Here is a 19491-nt window from a genome sequence, read left to right on the forward strand (position 1 = left end):
TCGTAAGGGGATTATTTCTCGTAATGGTCGGCCACCAGCCGGTCGAGCAGACGCACGCCGAAGCCCGAGCCCCAGCTCTTGTTGATGTCCGATTGCGGCGAGCCCATGCCGGTGCCGGCGATATCGAGATGGGCCCATGGCGTCTTGTCGACGAAGCGCTGCAGGAATTGCGCGGCGGTGATCGATCCGCCCATGCGTCCGCCGGTATTCTTCATGTCGGCGAACTTCGAATCGATCTGTTTGTCGTATTCTGGTCCGAGCGGCATCCTCCAGACACGCTCACCGGTGTACTGACCGGCTTCTACGAGCCTTTCCGCAAGCTTGTCGTTGTTGGAGAACAGGCCCGCATATTCGTGGCCGAGCGAGACGATGATGGCGCCGGTCAGCGTTGCCAGATCGACCATGAATTCCGGTTTGTAGGTCTTGCCGACGTACCAGAGCACGTCCGCCAAAACCAACCGCCCTTCGGCATCTGTATTAATGATTTCAATAGTTTGGCCGGACATCGAGGTGACGATATCCCCTGGCCGCTGGGCATTGCCATCGGGCATATTTTCGACGACGCCGATGGCGCCCACGACATTGACCTTCGCCTTGCGGGCGGCCAGCGCATGCATCAATCCGACGACGCAGGCGGCCCCCGCCATGTCGCCCTTCATGTCCTCCATGCCGGCGGCCGGCTTGATCGAAATGCCGCCGGTATCGAAGGACACGCCTTTCCCTATGAATGCCAAGGGCTTATCGCCCTTTTTTCCACCATTCCATCGCATCACGACGACGCGGCTTTCCCGCACCGATCCCTGACCGACGCCCAGCAATGCATTCATCTTGAGCTTGGTCAGCGCCTTCTCGTCGAGGATTTCGACATCGACGCCGACCTTTTTCAGCGTGGCGGCGCGGCGCGCGAATTCTTCCGGATAGAGGATATTCGCTGGTTCGTTGACGAGGTCGCGCGCGATCACAACGCCCTCGACAACGGCCTCGCGGTCATTCCAGGCCTTGCGGGCCTTGTCCGCATCGGCGGCACCGATCGTCAGCTTGCGCTGCTTGGGCTCGTTGTCGTCGTCCTTGCGCTTGGTCTTGTAGCGATCGAAGGAATAGGCCCGCATCATCGCGCCAAGCGCCAGATCCGCAACCTGATCAGCATTCATCGGACCATCCGGCGTTTCGCCGATCATCGTCACTTCATCGGCACTTTTCGGCGCGCGTCCGAAGGCGCTGCCGCCCAGCTTCACAAAGTCGTCCGACTTCAATTCGGACGCCTTACCCGTCCCGATCACAATGAGGCGCGAGACCTTCAACCCCTGCGGCGCGATCAGATCGAGCGCGGCGCCGTTCTTGCCCTTGAAACCGTCCGCTTCGGCGGCCCGGGACACAAGATCACCCGTCGGCGCCAGTAGCTTTTTGGTGGCCGGGCCGAAAGCCAGGTCAGTCCCCGCGAAAACGACCAGTACCCCCTTGCCTGGCACCGAGAACGATGAAAATCCGAGTTTGGGAGCGCCTGCCATGGGTGAGCTTTCCTATCTGTTCGTCACATTTGTCGCCGGGAACCGTCGCCCAACCTTTAAGACGGGGTGCGGCCCGAGCAAAGCGATTCGACGTTTTCAGGTAACCTGAGGCTCACACTGGCCAGTCGGTCGCCCCGAATGAGCGACCTCTTAACCATAACGGAACCTCGGCGCCGGCGGAACGTGTTCCCGAGGACACAGCGCCGGAAATCTTGCCTGCGGATTAACTTTTTTCGATGCATTTTCAACAGCTTTGCCTTGGCCGAGCCACTTTGTGAATCGATTATGAACGCGGCTTGGAGACGGCTTTGGGGAGGCCGCTTCAGATAAGCAACCGAAGGTCCATCCGGGGCCGCGGGCGAACTGGGGAACGTCGCGGCGTTATGGGTCCGATCAGGCTGGGTCCAATTCACATCGGTGCGATCAGGCTGGGCTCGGTCCTGCCTGGCCGCTTCAGCTTGCGGTCGATCGGACTGGGATCGCTCGCGCCAAGCGCCATCGCCCGTTACATTTTCGCGACGACATTCAGCGCTTTCGCCATCGTGCTGTTCAGCCTCACCGCCGTCATCTGGATCACCCAGGCGCTGCGCGATATCGACCTGATGACCAGCCGCGGCCAGACCGTGCTGGTTTTCCTCGGCATCACGGGCCTGGTCATCCCGATGCTGGTGCTGGTGATCGCGCCGATCGCTCTGATGATCGCCGTCATGCATGCGATCGGGCGGTTGTCGAACGATTCCGAATTGATCGTCATGAATGCAGCCGGCATGTCGCCCTGGGTACTGTTCCGGCCCTTCCTCTATATGTCGGTTTTCGTCTCGCTGATCATGAGCATCATTGGCGCCTGGCTTGGGCCGCTGGGCCTGCAGACGCTGAACGATTGGGCGAACGATGTTCGCGCCGATCTTGTCACCAACATCGTGCAGCCGGGCCGCTTCAATGGCTTCGAGCGCGGCCTGACCTTCCATGTGCGGGAACGGCTTCCCAATGGGCAGCTCCTCGGCGTTTTCGTCGATGACCGCCGCAGTAAGACCGAGCGCGCAACTTTCCTTGCCGAGCAAGGCACCATCGTGAAGGACGAACGCGGCACATTTCTTGTACTTGAAACCGGCAGTGTTCAGCGCCTTGAGGTCACGCCGCAGCAAAAAAACAAAAAGGGTCAGAAGAATCAGCCCGGTCTGAAAGATCAAAAGGTTCAGAACACAGTCCCGGAAAAACAAAAGGACCCGACGATTGTGAAGTTCGAGCGTTATGCGCTTGATCTGGCACAGGCATCGAATGATCAGTCGATCCAGCGAAACTCAGCCCGTGATCGCTATATCTGGGAATTGATCACCAACGATCCGAAAAAGAGCAAGCTTCAGGAAGGCCAGGTCCGGGCCGAGCTGCACGATCGGATCTTTGCACCGATCTATCCTATCGTTTTCACCATCATCACCTTCGCCTATCTCGGGGCGCCGCGGACCACACGTCAGGGCCGCGCCATGTCGGTCGCCGGCGCGGCCGTCGCGATTTCGGTGATCCGCCTGATCGGTTTCGTCGTGATCGTGTTGTGCGTTCGCTATCCTTTCGTCCTGGCGTTTCACTACGCCCTTCTCGCGGCTGCTACGATATTCGGATTGTTCGCCATCCATCGGGGTCTCGTCATCGAGGCGCCCGCTTTCGTCACCAATGCAGTCGATGCCATTGGCGCACGGCTCAGGCGTGCCGCTCCGGCGGCCGCGACCTGACGGGGATCGAGCGTGCGTGTATCAATGACCCTTGGCCGTTATTTCGGGATGAAATTCCTGGTCACTGCGCTTGCCGTCTTCGGCGGCGTTGTGCTCCTTGTCATCCTGCTCGATTCGGTCGAGCTGATGCGCCGCACCGCCAGCAACGAGAATGCGACGGCCTTTCTGGTGATAAAGTTGTCGTTCTTTCGCGTACCGATGATGGCCGAACGCATTCTGCCTTTCTGCATCCTGGTCGGTGCGATGTCCTGCTATCTCGGTCTCTCGCGCCGGAATGAGCTCGTGGTGGCGCGGGCGGCGGGTGTGTCGGCCTGGGAATTCACCGCTCCCGCGGTCATCGTCGCGCTCCTTCTCGGGGCTTTCGCGACGCTGGTTTACAACCCCGTTGCAGCGAGCCTCCAGGAACGGGCGAAGCGCTACGAGGCCGAGATATTCGGCCAGCGCAGTTTTGGACAACAGGATGCCGGCTTCTGGGTCCGCCAACGCAGCGTTGATGGCCAATCGATTATCAATGCCCGCGACAGCCGCCGGCAAGGCATGCGCCTCGTCGGCGTGACCGTATTTACTTTCGATCCGCAGGGCCGATACCAGGATCGGATCGAGGCCGACTCGGCCGAGCTTAAGGATGGGCATTGGGAGCTCATCAATGCTCGCGTTTATCCGACCGATGAGCCGCCAAGCGTTCACGCGACCTACAACCTGAAAACGAACATCTCGCGCGAGCAGGTTCAGGAGAATTTCGCCACGCCCGAGACGCTGACACTCTGGGAATTGCCGGACTATATCCGGATGGCCGAGAACGCCGGGCTTGCGGCTGCCGGATACCGGCTCCAGTACCACAAGTTGTTATCCCGCCCGTTTTTGCTCGCGGCGATGGTATTGCTGGCCGCTGCTTTCAGCCTGCGTTTCGCCCGTATGGGTGGCGTCCAAAAAATGGTTCTTGGTGGCGTCTTGTCCGGATTTTTGCTTTATGTTCTCTCGAAAATCACCGAAGACATGAGCAAGACTGAGTTGCTGTCTCCCGTGACGGCGGCTTGGGCTCCTGTTCTTGTTGGGGGGCTGACGGGGTTTTTGGTGTTGCTTTATCAGGAAGACGGGTGATGGCGTTGCGTTTCCTTCCCCGTCCCGGATCGATCGGCCGCGCGCTCGCCGCTGCGGCCTTGACGTGGTGTGCCGCAGCTCTGACCGGGCTGGCGACGGTGGCGCCTGCTTTGGCTCAGACCGACTTTTTCAGGTTTGAACAGCGGCCGCCCAAGCCGAAGGCGGGGCCAACGACGTCTGCGCGTGGTGACAAGCAGATGATGGTTCAGGCGACGGAGGTCCAATACGACCACGTCAATGAACGCGTGAATGCCGTCGGCAACGTGCAGATCTACTATGACGGCTCGACCATCGAAGCCGATAAGGTCACCTATAACCAGAAGACCAAGCGGCTGCGCGCCGAAGGCAATGTTCGTCTGACCGAAGCGAACGGCAACATCACCTACGGCGACATTCTCGAGCTCAACGACGATTACCGCGACGGCTTCGTGGATTCGCTGCGGCTGGAAACGCCGGATGCCACCCGCTTTGCGGCGGCGCGCGTCGACCGCAGCGAGGGCCGCTATTCCGTGTTGCAAAGCGGCGTCTATACCGCATGCGAAGCCTGTAAAAATGATCCGAAAAAGCCGCCGCTCTGGCAGGTCAAGGGCGCGCGCATCATCCACGATGAACAAGAGAAGATGATCTATTTCGAGCAGGCGCAGCTCGAATTCTTCGGTATGCCGGTTGCCTATTTCCCGTATTTTTCGGCGCCGGATCCGACCGTGAAGCGCAAAAGCGGTTTCCTGATGCCGAGCTTCGGCTCCGATTCAAAGTACGGTCTTCGCGCCGACGCACCCTATTTCTGGGCGCTGGCGCCGAATTACGACCTGACGCTGACGCCGACCATCACGACCAAGCAGGGCCCGCTGTTGCAAGCCGAATTCCGGCACCGGCTGATGAACGGCGCCTATGCCATTCGTGCCGCCGGCATCCGGCAGCTCGACAAGGACGAATTCATCCACACGAACGGCGATCCGACGCCAGGGTACCGCGATTGGCGTGGTGCGGTGGAATCGAACGGCCAGTTTGCCCTGAACCAGAAATGGGTCTGGGGCTGGGACGCCTTGCTGATCTCGGACAAGACCTTCTATCAGGATTATCACCTGAAGAGTTTCACCAATAACGCGAGCGATCCTTTCCAGAACGGCCAGATGGAAGGCGTATCGCAGCTTTATCTGACGGGCCGCGGTAACCGCTCCTATTTCGACGCACGTGCCATCCACTATTACGGCTTCTCCGAATTCGACGACCAAAAGCAATTGCCGGTCGTGCATCCGGTGATTGATTACAACTACATCGTTGGACAGCCGGTGCTGGGAGGCGAACTCGGCTTCAAGTTCAACTTGACGAGCCTGTCACGTCAAACAGCGTCATTCGATCCGATCACGACCTTTGCCGAAAATAACGACGCTTGCGGTCTCTCCACAGCGGACCCGGCGGTGAAAAACACCAAGAACTGCCTGTTGCGCGGTGCACCGGGCAGTTACACGCGGTTTTCGGCGGAGGCTAATTGGCGCAAATCGATCATTGATCCGTTTGGCCAGATCTTTACGCCATTCTTCTCGCTGCGTGCGGACGTCGCTTCGGTCAATCTGACGAACCAGCCAGGCGTCTCGAATTTCATCGAGACCAGCGACTCGGCGTTGTTCCGCGGTATGCCTGTTGCTGGTCTCGAATATCGCTATCCCTTCGTGAACGTGCAGTCCTGGGGCACCAATACCATCGAGCCGATCGCACAAGTCATAGTGCGTCCGAACGAGACGCAGATCGGCAAGCTGCCGAACGAAGACGCGCAGAGCTTCGTGTTCGACGACGGCAATCTGTTCGCAGTTGACAAGTTCTCGGGTTGGGATCGCGTGGAAGGCGGCGGCCGGGCGAACTACGGTGTGCAATACACCGCGCAGTTCAATCAGGGCGGCTATTTCAATGCGCTGTTCGGGCAGTCCTATCAGCTGTTCGGCGTGAACTCCTTTGCTGTAGGCGATGCCACCAATACCGGTTTGAATAGCGGTCTCGATACGCGCGCATCCGATTATGTCGCCCGCCTCGCCTATCAGCCCGATCGGATCTTCACCTTCACCACGCGCTATCGCTTCGGTGAGGAAAACTTCGATGTGAAGCGTTTCGAACTCGAGGGTAAAGCGAACTTTGACAGACTGTCGCTTCAGGCTCTCTACGGCAATTATGCCGCACAGCCGGAACTTGGCTTCCTGACCCGGCGCGAAGGCATCTTGGGCGGGGTGTCTTACAAAATGACACAGAACTGGGCCGTGATCGCCGCGGCTCGGTACGACCTCGACGCGGACCAGTTCGATCAGACCCGCCTCGGCCTCGGATATGTCGACGATTGCCTTATCTTGGCCTTGAATTACATCACCAGTTATACCTACAGCGGCAACCCGGGGAAGGATCATCGGGTCATGCTGCAATTCGGTTTGCGCACGCTCGGCACCACACAGACGTCGACTGGCGTGGGCTCCATCGGCGGTGGCTTATAAGCCGGGCTGGGCTGACATGGTCTGGCTTACAAGACCCGCCTCAATACGATGGCTGTTATCGATGATGCACGCGACCTTACCGACAACGATCACGCTCGACCGCGATGATTTTGGATCGAAACGATCCAAAATCATGAACGTGATCGATTCGAATACATTAGAGCATGACGTCGTCCGAAAACCGCTTCGCACTTTTCGGCATCATGCTCTGGCACTCCGCCCCGTCCTGCGCATGCTGGCTGTCGCTGTTGTTCTTGTCATTGCGGCTGGTTCGACCGCAAAAGCCCAGATCGTTCTCTACGTCACCGGACAACCGATCACCGCTTATGACATTGAGCAACGTGGCCGTCTGATGGGCCTCGGCGGCGGCAAAGCAAAGTCGCGGCAAGAGATCATCAACGAGCTGATCGACGACAAACTCAAAATCCTGGCCGGCAAGCGCTTTAATTTCGAGCTCAGCGACAAGGAGGTCGATAACGCCTTCGCCGGTATCGCTCGCAATGCCGGCGCGACGCCGGACCAGTTTGCGAAGCAGCTCGAGAAATCCGGCGTCAATCCGAACACGCTGAAGGCACGCCTGCGTGCCGATCTGACATGGGGCCAGATCGTGCGCGGCCGCTATGCGACGCAGTTGCAGGTCGGCGAAAAAGACATCTTCGAAGCCGAAGCCAAGAGCGGCGAAGAGAAGGATGTCGGCATCGACTACACGTTGTATCCCATTACTTTCGTCGTCCCGCGCGGCGCCGGCGCCAATGTGATCGAAGCACGCAGGCGCGAGGCCGATGCATTGCGCGGACGCTTCCAGGATTGCTCTGCCGGTCTGCCCTTCGCGCGCGCGCTTCGCGACGTCGTGGTGCGTCCGCCGGTGCGGAAAAACTCCGCGGACCTCTCCCCGGCACTTCGCGAGATTCTTGCAAAGGTCGAAGTGGGCAAGCTCACACCGCCGGAAAGCACCAGCGGTGGCATCGAGGTCTTCGCCTTGTGCGACAGGCGGGAAACGACCGCCGATTCCCCGACAAAACGCAAATTGCGCGACGAAATGTTCCAGCAGCGATTTCAGAAGCAGGCCGACCGCTATCTGAAGGAACTGCGGGCCGGCGCAATGATCGAATACAAGCAATAGCACGCCATGCTGGCGCAGCCCCAGCGACCTTTGGCGCTGACCATCGGTGAGCCGGCTGGCATCGGCAGCGATATCACGCTTGCGGCTTGGCAGCAGCGAACCGAAACCAATCTGTCCGCTTTCTACGTCATAGCCGACCCCGACCATCTCGCAGCACGCGCAACACAGCTGGGTCTGACGATCCCGATCCAGATCGTCACGCCCGAACAAGCCTCGACCGCATTTCATACGGCCCTCCCGGTCGTCCCAATCGAGGAACGCGCGACAGCACAACCAGGCCATCCCGACGACAGCAGCGCCGATGTCGCGATTGCCTCCATCCGGCGTGCGGTGCGAGATGTGATCGACCGCCGCGCCAGCGCCATCGTGACCAACCCGATTTCGAAAGTGGTTCTTTACCGCCGGGGCTTTACCGATCCAGGCCACACCGAATATCTCGCGCGTCTTGCGCACGAGATGCTCGGGGTCGACGCGATGCCGGTGATGATGCTGTGGTGCAAGACACTGGCCGTCATTCCGGTGACGATCCACGTTCCCTTGAGCACCGTCCCGCAATTGCTGAACACCGAGCTGATCGTCAAAACCGGCCGGATTGTCGTCCGCGAGCTGACGGAACGTTTCGGCATTCGCACACCGCGCCTCGCCGTGACTGGTCTCAATCCGCATGCCGGCGAAAACGGAACGATCGGCGACGAGGAAGCCACCATCATACGTCCAGCCATCGAACAACTGGGCGCATTGGGGATCGCGGTGCGCGGCCCGTTGCCTGCCGATACACTGTTCCATCCGGCAGCGCGTCGAAGCTATGACGCGGCTTTGTGCATGTACCACGATCAGGCGCTGATCCCGATCAAGACCATCGCTTTCGATGATGCCGTCAATGTCACGCTCGGCCTGCCGTTCGTGCGGACGTCGCCGGACCACGGCACAGCCTTCGATATCGCCGGCAAAGGCGGCGCCAACCCGGCAAGCCTGATCGCATCACTGCGCCTGGCAGCGCGAATGGCCGAAAGAGAGCGGGCACCCGCGCCGGCCCCATGACCACGGCGCATGACGGGCTTCCTCCACTCCGCGATGTCATCCGCAAACATGATCTGATCGCCCGGAAATCGCTCGGACAGAATTTTCTGTTGGATCTCAACCTGACCGGACGCATCGCCCGTGCTGCAGGTCCGTTGAAAGGCGCAACCGTCATTGAGATTGGCCCAGGCCCCGGCGGATTGACGCGCGCCTTGTTGTCTGAAGGTGCAACGCACGTCATCGCGATCGAGCGCGACCGGCGTGCCATTGCGGCGCTACAGCAGGTCGCCGACTATTATCCGGGTCGCCTCACGGTGGTCGAAGGCGATGCGCTGGAATTCGATCCAGCAGCTTATCTCGGCGGAGGGCCGGTGCGCATCGTCGCCAACCTGCCCTACAACATCGCGACGCCGCTGCTGATTGGCTGGCTCGAAACAGAACCGTGGCCGCCGTTTTTTGACCGTCTGGTGCTGATGTTTCAGCGCGAGGTAGCCGAGCGCATTGTCGCCAGCCCGAACACCAAGGATTACGGGCGATTGTCGATCCTCGCCCAGTGGCGCACGCAGCCGAAAATCCTGTTCGACATCGCCCCATCCGCCTTCGTCCCGCCGCCAAAGGTGACGTCGTCGGTGGTGGAGTTCGTGCCGCGCCCATTGCCAGATCCATGCGATCGGCGCGTCCTCGGACGTGTTGCCGAAGCCGCTTTCGGACAGCGTCGCAAGATGCTGCGTCAAAGCCTGAAGTCGCTGACACCGGATCCCGTGCCATTGCTTGAATCCGCCGGCATCGCGCCAACGGATCGCGCCGAGGATATTCCAGTCGCTGGATTTGTCCGTCTCGCCCGCGAATATGAAATCCAGTCGCGTGCGTGAAACCGCGTTTACTGACCCGCCACCACTGGCAAGCTTGCAAGCGCCCTGAGGCCGGGCCTTTCGCGCCACCGGATTTGCGAGTCCGGAACGGCCATTTCGAGCTTCGGCCAGCGCGTGAACAAGGCTTGCAGCGCACACCTTGCTTCGATACGCGCGAGCTGATGACCGAGACAAAAGTGAATGCCGGTCCCGAACGAAAGATGCCGGTTGGGCTGCCGCGTGAGCTCCAGTTGTTCGGGATGCTCGTTCGCTTCCGGATCCATATTGGCGGCCGCGATCATGGCCATGATCTTCTCGCCTTTTTTGACCTGAACGCCCCCCAAATCTACGTCGCGCCGCACGAAACGCGGCTTGGAAAACTGCACCGGCGAGACGAACCGCAGGAACTCTTCGATCGCGAGATTGGCGCGGCTCCAGTCTTCTTCCAGCCAGTCACGAAGCTTTGGATTTCTGATGAGCTCATAGACGGACCCGCTGATCAGATGAGTCGTCGTCTCCGAACCGGCGCCGAGGAGCAGGAAAACCATCGCCACCATTTCATGGGGGCTGATGCGGCCGCCCTCTTTTTCGACACGGACAAGCTCGGCGATCAGGCCGTCACCGCCCTCGCGGCGCGCCGCATCGAGGCGTCCTTCCAAATAGCGCTTCATGGAGATCATGGCCGGGATCAATCCCAGAAATCCCGTCATGCCGGTCAGGCGCGTGAAGCTGTTCGTCCAGGCAATGAATTTCGGCCGATCTTCTTGCGGCAAGCCGAGCAATTCGCAAATCACCGACAACGGTAATTTGCGTGCATATCTCTCAACCAGGTCGGCGGGACTTCCATCGGCAAAGAGCGAAGCCGCAAGCGCATCGGCCATTGAAAGAATATGCGGCTCCATCTCGATGATGGCCCGGCGCCGGAACGCTTCATCCACGATGTTCCGCAGTCGGGTGTGATCCGGCTCGTCCATCGTCAGCATGTTGTCGGCGACCGCGCGGATAATGCCCGGCATCCACCATCGAAGCCCGGCGACCGTTCCATCGTCCTTGCGCAGGGTGAATGTCTCGCTGTCTTTCAAGACGCGAGCAGCCATGTCCTGCGTCGTGGTTGCCCACACCGTCCCTACGATCGGAAACTTCACCTGAACGACAGGTCCGGCCGCTCTTAGCTTCTCGATCGCTGCGGCCGGATCGCGAAAAAACGCCTGGCCGGTGAAGTCGGCGCTTACGACCATGATTGCCCCCGCTCCATCCTGCTTCACACACAGCCCCATCAAAATGGGATGTGGAGATGCAACCGCAATACAGGGCGAAATGGTAAAATCAGCCGTTCAGGGCGTCAGAGTTTTCAGGTCGGACAACAGATGATCGACGAAGTCCTGAATGTCTTCCTTGCGCACGCGCTTCAATCGTTCGGCCGTGAGGATACCACGCAGACGGATGAAACTTTTTTCGAGATCGCGATTGACGAGGACGTAGTCATATTCCTCCCAGTGCGGGATTTCCTCGGCCGCGTTCTTGAGACGGCGCGCGATGATCTCCTGCGTATCTTCCGCCCGCCGCTCCAACCGCAGTTTCAACTCTTCGGCGGTCGGCGGCAAAACAAAGACGCTCACCACATCCTGACGCATCGAATTGTAGAGCTGCTGCGTGCCCTGCCAATCGATATCGAACAAAACATCGCGGCCTTCCGCCAGCGCGGTTTCGACCGGCTCGCGCGGAGTGCCATAGAAATTACCGTGCACCTCCGCCCATTCCAGAAGCTCGCCGCCGTCGCGCATCAACTCGAATTGACGTCGCGACAGGAACTTGTAGTGAATGCCATCGATCTCGCTCGTCCGTCGCGCACGGGTGGTCACTGAAATCGATAGGCTGACATTCTCTTCCTTATCCAGAAGATTACGTGTCAACGTCGTCTTCCCCGCACCCGAGGGCGACGACACGATCAGCATGATGCCGCGGCGGGCGATTTCAATATTCGCATTCATTCGAGATTCTGTACCTGCTCGCGAAACTGCTCGACCACACTCTTCAGTTCGAGTCCGATATTGGTCAATTCAATGTCGTTCGACTTCGAGCAAAGCGTGTTGGTTTCGCGGTTCAATTCCTGCGACAGGAAATCCAGCCGGCGGCCGACCGCGCCGCCACCCGTCATCAATTTGCGCGCCTGCGCGATATGCGCGGCGAGCCGGTCCAGCTCTTCACGGATATCGGCCTTGCCGGCCATCAGGATTGCTTCCTGATGCAGGCGGTCGGGATCGAACCGGCTGGACGCATCGAGCAGGACGGCGATCTGATCGGCGAGCTTTTTCTTGACGGCTTCCGGCTGGCGTCCCGGTGCCTTCTCGGCCCGATCGGCCAGCACCGCCATTTCATCGAGGCGTGCGAGCAGCACCTTGCCGATCGCCTCACCTTCATGCCGGCGCATCTCGGTCAGCCCCTTGATCGCCTGCGCAAAACCGGCAATGACGGCAGTCTCCGCGTCGCTCTTTGCCTCTTCGGTCTCTTCGTCTTCGCTGACGTCGATGACACCTTTCAGCGCCAGCAATCCGTCGAGCCGCGGCCTTTCCGCATCCACCTGGCGGGACAGTTTGCCGATGGCATCGATCAGCGCATTCAGGACGGGCTCGTTGATCCGCACCACCGGCGCGACACCCTCGCGGCTGACCGTCAAGGTCGCGTAGACATTGCCGCGTGACAGCATCTCGGCGGCCTTTGCACGAACCGCGACCTCAACCGCGTCGAAGCCTGGCGGCAGCCGCAGTCTCACATCAAGGCCCTTGGCATTGACCGACTTGATTTCCCAGGACCAGGCATAATTCCCACTCGCGCCATGGCTGCGGGCGAAGCCGGTCATACTCGATAATGTCATGGACCATCCGGCCGTTAGATCACGATGATTTTGGATCGAGTCGATCCAAAATCACTTGAGGAATCGAAAACCGGCAGGACCATACCCCATGAGTCTGCGGCGTAAAGTCGGCCGTTGGCCCATGCGCGGTGAACCATCAGTGCTGTAAAGGCGCTTTATTGCGTCCGACCGCCGTTCGCAGGTGCCGTATTTTGGGTGCGGGCGCCCTGCTTTGACCGGTTGCGCTGCGCTGGCCGCGCGGCAGGAGCCGCCGGCTTTTCGCCTGTCGTGGCCGCCGGCTCGGCCGGTGTCTGTGTGCCATCCGCATCAGCAGCAGCCGCGGCGGCGTCCTTCTCGATGCCGCGCAACTTCGTCACAGCCTTCTGATGCTGGTCATAGCTTTCCGTGAAGGTATGACCACCTGTCCCATCGGCCACAAAATAGAGCTCTTTGGTGCGCGCCGGATTGGCGGCGGCCTCGATCGACAAGCGCCCCGGATTGGCGATGGGCCCCGGCGGCAGCCCCTCGATGACATAGGTGTTGTAGGGCGTCGGCTGCGTAATCTCGCTCTTGAGGATGCCGCGACCGAGCGAGCCTTTGCCACCGACCAGACCGTAAATGATCGTCGGATCGGATTGCAGCTTCATCTTGCTCTTCAGGCGATTGACGAAAACGGCGGCCACACGCGTGCGCTCATCCGGCTTGCCGGTTTCCTTCTCGATGATCGAAGCCAAAGTCAGCAATTGATCCGGCGTCTTCACGGGAAGATCCTGCGCGCGACGATCCCAGACTTCCTTCAGCACGCGCTGCTGCGCCGTCTGCATGCGTTTGACGATGTCCTCGCGCGATGCTCCGCGCGTGAAGCGATAGGATTCCGGCAACAGCGAACCTTCCCGCGGGATTTCCCGCAGCGTCCCGGTCAGCTTGTCGTTCTCAAGCAGCTTGGCGACGATCTGTTCTGATGTCAGACCCTCGGCGACAGTGAATTGATGTTGCACGACCTTGCCGTCGATCAGCGTCTCGGCGACAGCGCGCGGGCTTGCGCCTTTGGCGAATTCGTATTCGCCGAATTTGAGGTCCTCGCCGCGCGCCTTCAGCGCCAGCGCCCCGCCCGTAAAGATCCAGGGATCGGAAATGACGCCTTCGCGCGCCAATAAATCGCTGATATCGCGAATGCCGAGCCCACGGGGAATATTGACCACTTTCTCGTCCTGCAGCGGCCCCGGCTGCTCGAATTTCTGCTTGCCCCAATAGACGCCGACGCCGGTGACCACGGCGAGCAAAAGAATGATGGTAAAGATCGCATTGCCCGCGACCACGACAGGATGGCGGGCTCCCCGAGACCGGCGCTTCTTTGGCGCCGCGACCCGCTCCGGTTCGAGAGCAGCGCGGGGGGAGCGCGGTGTTATCGGGGTCTGATCCATTGCAGCGACCGAATTCCTGATGATTAGTCGTCAGTCAGCGCAACCACAATCACATCCGGCACGGAGAGGTGTTTCCGTCCTTACTGTGAGTTGCACGCAAGCAAACCGGCGAGCACAACAACCCTAAATCGACCCCTACCCCTTTAGCCGCTCTTCATCACGTGGCAACACCACATTTGTGTCCGGACGATCAGAGGTGAGACCCACGGCAGGGTGATTCGATAGCAGGCAGGTATGGCACCCCTGTGGCACGAAACGCCGCCCCGGGGAAATATCGCTTATGAGACAAACAGTTGCATTAAAGATGCGTTACCTTGCGGGACCCGTGGACCGAAACGAGCGGTCAATCGCAGCGAAACTCACCTAGACAGAGAGCAAACCGGCGACAAAGGCTTTGCTAGATCGCGCGCACGACCAGTGTCGCGTTGGTACCGCCAAAGCCGAACGAATTCGACAGCGCCACCTTGATCTCCCGCTCGCGGGCCTTATGCGGCACAAGATCGATCGGCGTTTCAACAGACGGATTGTCGAGGTTGATCGTGGGCGGGGCGACCTGATCACGGATCGCAAGGATCGAGAAGATCGCCTCGACCGCTCCCGCCGCGCCGAGCAGATGCCCGATCGATGATTTGGTCGAGGACATCGAGATCTTCGCAGCGGCATTGCCGACGACACGCTCGACAGCGGCCAGTTCGATCGTGTCCGCCATGGTCGATGTCCCATGCGCGTTGATATAGTCGATATCACCCGCGGAAATGCCGGCGCGTTTGATCGCGGCGGTCATGCAGCGAAACGCACCTTCACCATCGGGCGACGGTGCGGTGATGTGATAGGCGTCGCCTGACATGCCATAGCCGATCACTTCGGCATAAATCTTCGCGCCGCGCTTTTTGGCATGCTCGTATTCTTCAAGCACGAGTGCGCCGGCACCCTCACCCATGACGAAGCCATCGCGATCCCTGTCATAAGGACGCGACGCCCGCTCGGGCGTATCGTTGTAAGAGGTGGACAACGCACGGCAGGCCGCAAAGCCGGCCATCGACAGCCGGTCGATCGGCGATTCCGCGCCGCCCGCCACCATCACGTCGGCATCGCCAAGCGCAATCATGCGCGACGCATCGCCGATGGCGTGCGTACCCGTCGAACAGGCGGTGACCACGGCCGAGTTCGGACCTTTCAGGCCGAATTCGATCGAGACATAGCCGGAGGCGAGATTGATGATGCGGCCGGGAATGAAAAACGGGGACAGCTTGCGCGGTCCGCGTTCCTTCACGAGGATCGCACCTTCTGCGATGCCGCCGACGCCGCCGATACCGGAGCCGATCATCACGCCTGTGGCATATTGCTCATCCGGCGTGCTCGGCTTCCAGTTCGCGTCATCCAGCGCCTGACGTGCCGCGCTCATCGCATAGATGATGAACGGGTCGACCTTGCGCTGCTCCTTCGGCTCCATCCACTGATCGGGATTGAAGGTGCCGTCGGAGCCATCACCACGCGGAACGCTGCACGCGATCCGGCATGGCAGGTCGGAGGTCTCGAATGTCTGGATCGGGCGGGCGCCGCTACGGCCTTCGAGAATACGTTTCCACGAGGTCTCGACGCCGCAACCCAGCGGCGAGACCATTCCCATGCCTGTAACGACAACACGCCTCATGATCCGGCTCCCGCCACATCCGATCGATTCTGCACATATAGTGATGCGCAGGCGTCCGGACGAGCGCGATCAGCTTTTCTTGCGATCAGCTTTTGGCGTTCTTTTCGAGGAACTTCACGGCATCGCCGACGGTGAGAATGGTCTCAGCCGCGTCGTCCGGAATCTCGCATCCGAATTCTTCTTCGAACGCCATCACGAGTTCGACCGTGTCCAGGGAGTCCGCCCCGAGATCGTCGATAAAGCTCGCCTGCTCGGTCACCTTGTCGGGCTCGACACCGAGGTGCTCCACAACAATCTTCTTCACTCGCTCGGAGATGTCACTCATCTGTTCGAACCTCTGCTTCCAGTGATGGGCTCAATCGGCGGCGCGATCGAAGCTGTCGTTGCACGGCCATTGATACGGTTCAAGCGGCAAGAACCCGAGTGGTTCGTGCGGCCTGACCGGAACGGATGGCCGTTCCAGAACCGTGATGACGGCGGCGTGTATTGTGTCGCAGACATGGCGTCAAGCCCGCGCCCCCCACGCTTTCCCCAGCCCGGCTGAAAAATCGCTACCATACTTCAAAACCATTGGCCAGCAGCGGCAGCGGCCCGTCGCGCCACCGTCATAAAGGCCGTATTTCCTTCAGATCATTGCCATTCCGCCGTTCACGTGCAGCGTCAGCCCCGTGACATAGGCGGCTTCGTCCGAGGCCAGATACACAACCGCTGCGGCAATATCGTCGCCCGAGCCAAGACGGCCCGATGGCACCATTTGCAGCACCGCTTCGCGCTGTTTTTCGTTCAGCTTGTCGGTCATTGGTGTTGCGATGAAGCCCGGTGCGACGCAATTGGCGGTAACGCCGCGGCGTGCGTATTCCTTGCCGATCGATTTCATCATGCCGATCATGCCGGCCTTCGCCGCGGTGTAATTGCCCTGCCCCGGATTGCCGGTGACGCCGACAACCGACGTAATGCCGATGATGCGGCCGTTGCGGCGGCGCATCATCGTTTTGACGGCCGCACGCGACAGGCGGAATGTTGCGGTCAGATTGATGTCGATGACGCTGTCCCAATCCTCGTCGCGCAATTGCACGAACAGATTGTCCTTGGTGATGCCGGCATTGGCGACGAGGATGTCGAGCTTGCCCATCACCTCTTCGGCCTTCGGCACCAAGGCCTCGACCTCATCCTTGTTGGAGAGATCGCAAGGCAGCACATGCACGCGCTCCTTCAACTCTCCTGCGAGTTGATCGAGCACCTCCTTGCGCGTGCCGGAGATCGCCACGGTTGCACCTTGCTTGTGCAGAGCCCGCGCGATCGCATTGCCGATGCCACCGGTAGCGCCGGTTACAAGCGCAGTCTTGCCGGTCAGGTCGAACATCATTGTATCCCTTTCACTCACACGCCTGCGGCCGAGCGAGCAGCCTTGAAGGCGGCGATATCGTCCGGCGTTCCAATCGCGGAACCGGTTGCACCATCAACGATGCGCTTCAGCAAACCGGTCAGAACCCTGCCGCTGCCGACTTCGTAGAACTGCGTCACACCGGCTCCGGCCATCGTTTCCACGCATTCGCGCCAGCGAACGGTGCCGGTCACCTGCTCGACCAGCCGCCGCACGATTTCCTGTGGATCGTCGATCGGCTGCGCCAGCACATTGGCGACCACCGGCACGACTGGCTTGTTCACGTTGGTCTTTGACAAAGCTTCTGCCATCGCGTCGGCGGCCGGCTGCATCAGCGCGCAGTGAAAGGGTGCGGAGACCTGCAGAAGCATCGCGCGCTTGGCGCCCTTGCCCTTGGCGATCTCGACGGCGCGCTCCACTGCGGCCTTGTTGCCGGAGACGACGACCTGCCCTCCGCCATTGTCATTGGCGGTCTGGCAGACCTCACCTTGTGCGGCTTCCTGCGCGGCGGCCGCAGCATCCTCGAAGGATAGCCCGAGAAGCGCCGCCATCGCTCCTTCACCCACCGGCACCGCCTTTTGCATGGCGTTGCCGCGAATCCGCAGCAGCCGCGCCGCATCCCCGATCGAGAAGGCGCCGGCCGCCGCCAGCGCCGAATACTCGCCAAGGGAATGGCCAGCGACGAATTTGGCATCACGCTTCAGGTCGAGCCCCGCTTCCGCCTCGAGGACACGCATTGCCGCGAGCGACACCGCCATCAGCGCGGGCTGGGTGTTTTCCGTGAGCGTCAGCCGGTCGGCCGGGCCATCCCACATGACGGCCGAGAGCTTTTCCCCAAGCGCGGAATCCACTTCCTCGAATACGGCGCGGGCCGCTGGAAAGGCCTCGGCCAGCGCCTTGCCCATGCCTACGGCCTGGCTGCCCTGTCCCGGAAATACAAATGCCGCCGCCACTCTGATCGCCCCTCCTGCGCCGCGGACCCCCAGTCCGCCCAATCCGGGCCGAAAAACAACGCGCTATCCGCCAAGTCAAGCGCGAGCCGGACCGCGAACCTTCTCTTGCTGGTGGTATTGCCTTTCAGGGAGGCCGAATAGATGAGTGAACCCTACGGGAGGATGGCGGTCGGAATGGCCATCGGCATAGGCCTCGGAGGGGCCATCGGAGCCGCAATAGACAATGTTCCGATCGGTATTTCGGTAGGAATAGCGCTTGGGGCAGCTCTTGGTGCCGTCTCCTCACGCTTCTCATAAGGCCGCGCCCAACGGCCCTTTATCCTTGCCATCCCGGCAAAAACCCCTATAAACCCCGCTTCCGCTCGTCCCGGCCGAAGGCTGAACGGACGGCCGCATGGCTCTTCTCTCGGGCCCTGCGGCAGGACCAGTCGGTCCGTCGTCCCGTGTCTTCGCCATCAGAGCATCGAGCCTTTCCGAAGGACTCGTTGGGCTTCGCGCCGGACAGCGCCACAGTGAGAAGGAAGGCACATGCCGTTATACGAGCACGTTTTTCTTGCGCGCCAGGATGCCAGCGCGCAGCAGGTCGATGACCTGACCAATCAGTTCAAGGGCATTGTCGAGGGTCTTGGCGGCAAGGTCGAGAAGACCGAATACTGGGGCGTGAAGTCCCTGACCTACCGCATGAATAAAAACCGCAAGGCGCATTTCACGCTGATGAATCTGGACGCTCCGGCGGCCGCCATCAACGAGATCGAGCGTCAGGAGCGTCTCAGCGAAGACGTCCTGCGTTACATGACGATCCGCGTCGAGGAACTCGAGGAAGGCCCGTCCGCAATGATGCGCAAGGCCGAGCGCGACGATCGTGAGCGCGAAGGCCGTGGCTTTGGCGGCGGCTTCGGTGGTGGATTTGGCGGCGGCGGCGGCCGCTTCGGCGACCGTGACCGCGGCCCGCGTCGTGATCGCGACGACCGGCCGCGCGATGATGCTGGCGCGTCGAGCAACGCCGGCGGGGAGGCATAATCATGTCGATGCAGAATTCCGGTGGCGGACGCCGCCCCTTCTTTCGTCGTCGCAAGACCTGCCCGTTCTCTGGCGCCAATGCGCCGAAGATCGACTACAAGGACGTGAAGCTGCTGCAGCGTTACGTCTCCGAGCGCGGCAAGATCGTGCCGAGCCGGATCACCGCGGTATCGGCCAAGAAGCAGCGTGAACTCGCCCAGGCGATCAAGCGCGCCCGCTTCCTCGGCCTGCTGCCTTACGTGATCAAGTAAGGTCGACGAGACAGACTCTTCGCGATCCGGCACGCCGGATCGCGCTTTAAAAGAACGAGGCGTTCGGACTAAGCCGCGCGCCGATGGTTGGGGCAAGCAAGACTTGCCTCTAACCGCTGAACAAGCGGGACAGCTCGT

18 protein-coding genes are annotated in these 19491 nt (G+C 60.6%); 9 read left to right on the plus strand and 9 right to left on the minus strand.

The window, feature by feature from the left end:
* Positions 1 to 11 precede the first annotated feature (11 nt).
* On the minus strand, positions 12 to 1508 hold the full coding sequence (locus tag CAK95_RS25830) for a leucyl aminopeptidase (protein WP_086090545.1): 1497 nt from the start codon (positions 1506 to 1508) through the stop codon (positions 12 to 14).
* Positions 1509 to 1891: 383 nt separating this feature from the next.
* Between CAK95_RS25830 and CAK95_RS25835 the strand changes: the two genes are divergently transcribed.
* The 6 genes from CAK95_RS25835 to rsmA all read left to right on the plus strand — a co-directional run bounded on the left by CAK95_RS25835 (position 1892) and on the right by rsmA (position 9834).
* Positions 1892 to 3238 (plus strand): LPS export ABC transporter permease LptF, encoded by a 1347-nt coding sequence (locus CAK95_RS25835; RefSeq protein WP_086090546.1) that lies wholly within the window; start codon positions 1892 to 1894, stop codon positions 3236 to 3238.
* Positions 3239 to 3262: 24 nt separating this feature from the next.
* Complete coding sequence (gene lptG / locus CAK95_RS25840) at positions 3263 to 4339, plus strand: LPS export ABC transporter permease LptG (protein WP_086090547.1); 1077 nt, start codon at positions 3263 to 3265, stop codon at positions 4337 to 4339.
* Complete coding sequence (locus tag CAK95_RS25845; protein WP_086090549.1) at positions 4339 to 6819, plus strand: LPS-assembly protein LptD; 2481 nt, start codon at positions 4339 to 4341, stop codon at positions 6817 to 6819. The genes lptG and CAK95_RS25845 overlap by 1 nt, the downstream gene beginning before the upstream one ends.
* A 133-nt stretch (positions 6820 to 6952) precedes the next feature.
* Positions 6953 to 7942, plus strand: a complete 990-nt coding sequence (locus CAK95_RS25850; protein ID WP_157699746.1) for a peptidylprolyl isomerase — start codon at positions 6953 to 6955, stop codon at positions 7940 to 7942.
* 6 nt (positions 7943 to 7948) lie between these two features.
* Positions 7949 to 8983 (plus strand): 4-hydroxythreonine-4-phosphate dehydrogenase PdxA, encoded by a 1035-nt coding sequence (gene pdxA / locus CAK95_RS25855; RefSeq protein ID WP_086090553.1) that lies wholly within the window; start codon positions 7949 to 7951, stop codon positions 8981 to 8983.
* Entirely contained in the window at positions 8980 to 9834 is an 855-nt protein-coding gene (rsmA, locus tag CAK95_RS25860; RefSeq protein WP_086090555.1) for a 16S rRNA (adenine(1518)-N(6)/adenine(1519)-N(6))-dimethyltransferase RsmA, read from the plus strand. The genes pdxA and rsmA overlap by 4 nt, the downstream gene beginning before the upstream one ends.
* 8 nt (positions 9835 to 9842) lie before the next feature.
* On the opposite strand, the gene CAK95_RS25865 is transcribed toward rsmA, so the two are convergent.
* The 8 genes from CAK95_RS25865 to fabD form a co-directional block, all read right to left on the minus strand.
* Positions 9843 to 11051 (minus strand): cytochrome P450 family protein, encoded by a 1209-nt coding sequence (locus tag CAK95_RS25865; RefSeq protein WP_086090556.1) that lies wholly within the window; start codon positions 11049 to 11051, stop codon positions 9843 to 9845.
* A gap of 96 nt (positions 11052 to 11147) precedes the next feature.
* Positions 11148 to 11804, minus strand: a complete 657-nt coding sequence (gene gmk / locus CAK95_RS25870) for a guanylate kinase (protein WP_086090558.1) — start codon at positions 11802 to 11804, stop codon at positions 11148 to 11150.
* Positions 11801 to 12688: a YicC/YloC family endoribonuclease gene (locus tag CAK95_RS25875; RefSeq protein ID WP_086090560.1), complete on the minus strand. Its 888-nt coding sequence runs from the start codon at positions 12686 to 12688 to the stop codon at positions 11801 to 11803. Before CAK95_RS25875 ends, gmk begins: the two co-directional genes overlap by 4 nt.
* Before the next feature lie 155 nt (positions 12689 to 12843).
* Positions 12844 to 14091, minus strand: coding sequence for an endolytic transglycosylase MltG (gene mltG, locus CAK95_RS25880; protein WP_086090562.1), 1248 nt, complete (start codon positions 14089 to 14091; stop codon positions 12844 to 12846).
* A 397-nt stretch (positions 14092 to 14488) separates the two neighbouring features.
* Positions 14489 to 15745: a beta-ketoacyl-ACP synthase II gene (gene fabF / locus CAK95_RS25885; RefSeq protein ID WP_086090564.1), complete on the minus strand. Its 1257-nt coding sequence runs from the start codon at positions 15743 to 15745 to the stop codon at positions 14489 to 14491.
* A gap of 85 nt (positions 15746 to 15830) precedes the next feature.
* Positions 15831 to 16070, minus strand: a complete 240-nt coding sequence (locus CAK95_RS25890; protein ID WP_086090566.1) for an acyl carrier protein — start codon at positions 16068 to 16070, stop codon at positions 15831 to 15833.
* Positions 16071 to 16370: 300 nt separating this feature from the next.
* Entirely contained in the window at positions 16371 to 17108 is a 738-nt protein-coding gene (fabG, locus tag CAK95_RS25895; protein ID WP_086091669.1) for a 3-oxoacyl-[acyl-carrier-protein] reductase, read from the minus strand.
* Positions 17109 to 17125: 17 nt separating this feature from the next.
* Positions 17126 to 18082 carry an ACP S-malonyltransferase gene (gene fabD, locus CAK95_RS25900; protein WP_086090568.1) on the minus strand — a complete coding sequence of 319 codons (957 nt, stop codon included), beginning with the start codon at positions 18080 to 18082 and terminating at the stop codon, positions 17126 to 17128.
* A gap of 162 nt (positions 18083 to 18244) precedes the next feature.
* Between fabD and CAK95_RS30555 the strand changes: the two genes are divergently transcribed.
* The 3 genes from CAK95_RS30555 to rpsR all read left to right on the plus strand — a co-directional run bounded on the left by CAK95_RS30555 (position 18245) and on the right by rpsR (position 19353).
* On the plus strand, positions 18245 to 18379 hold the full coding sequence (locus CAK95_RS30555) for a glycine zipper domain-containing protein (protein WP_483434311.1): 135 nt from the start codon (positions 18245 to 18247) through the stop codon (positions 18377 to 18379).
* A 231-nt stretch (positions 18380 to 18610) separates the two neighbouring features.
* On the plus strand, positions 18611 to 19102 hold the full coding sequence (gene rpsF / locus CAK95_RS25910) for a 30S ribosomal protein S6 (protein ID WP_086090571.1): 492 nt from the start codon (positions 18611 to 18613) through the stop codon (positions 19100 to 19102).
* Positions 19103 to 19104: 2 nt separating this feature from the next.
* Complete coding sequence (gene rpsR, locus CAK95_RS25915; RefSeq protein WP_086090573.1) at positions 19105 to 19353, plus strand: 30S ribosomal protein S18; 249 nt, start codon at positions 19105 to 19107, stop codon at positions 19351 to 19353.
* Positions 19354 to 19491 lie beyond the last annotated feature (138 nt).

Source organism: Pseudorhodoplanes sinuspersici, from assembly GCF_002119765.1.
Taxonomy (GTDB): domain Bacteria; phylum Pseudomonadota; class Alphaproteobacteria; order Rhizobiales; family Xanthobacteraceae; genus Pseudorhodoplanes; species Pseudorhodoplanes sinuspersici.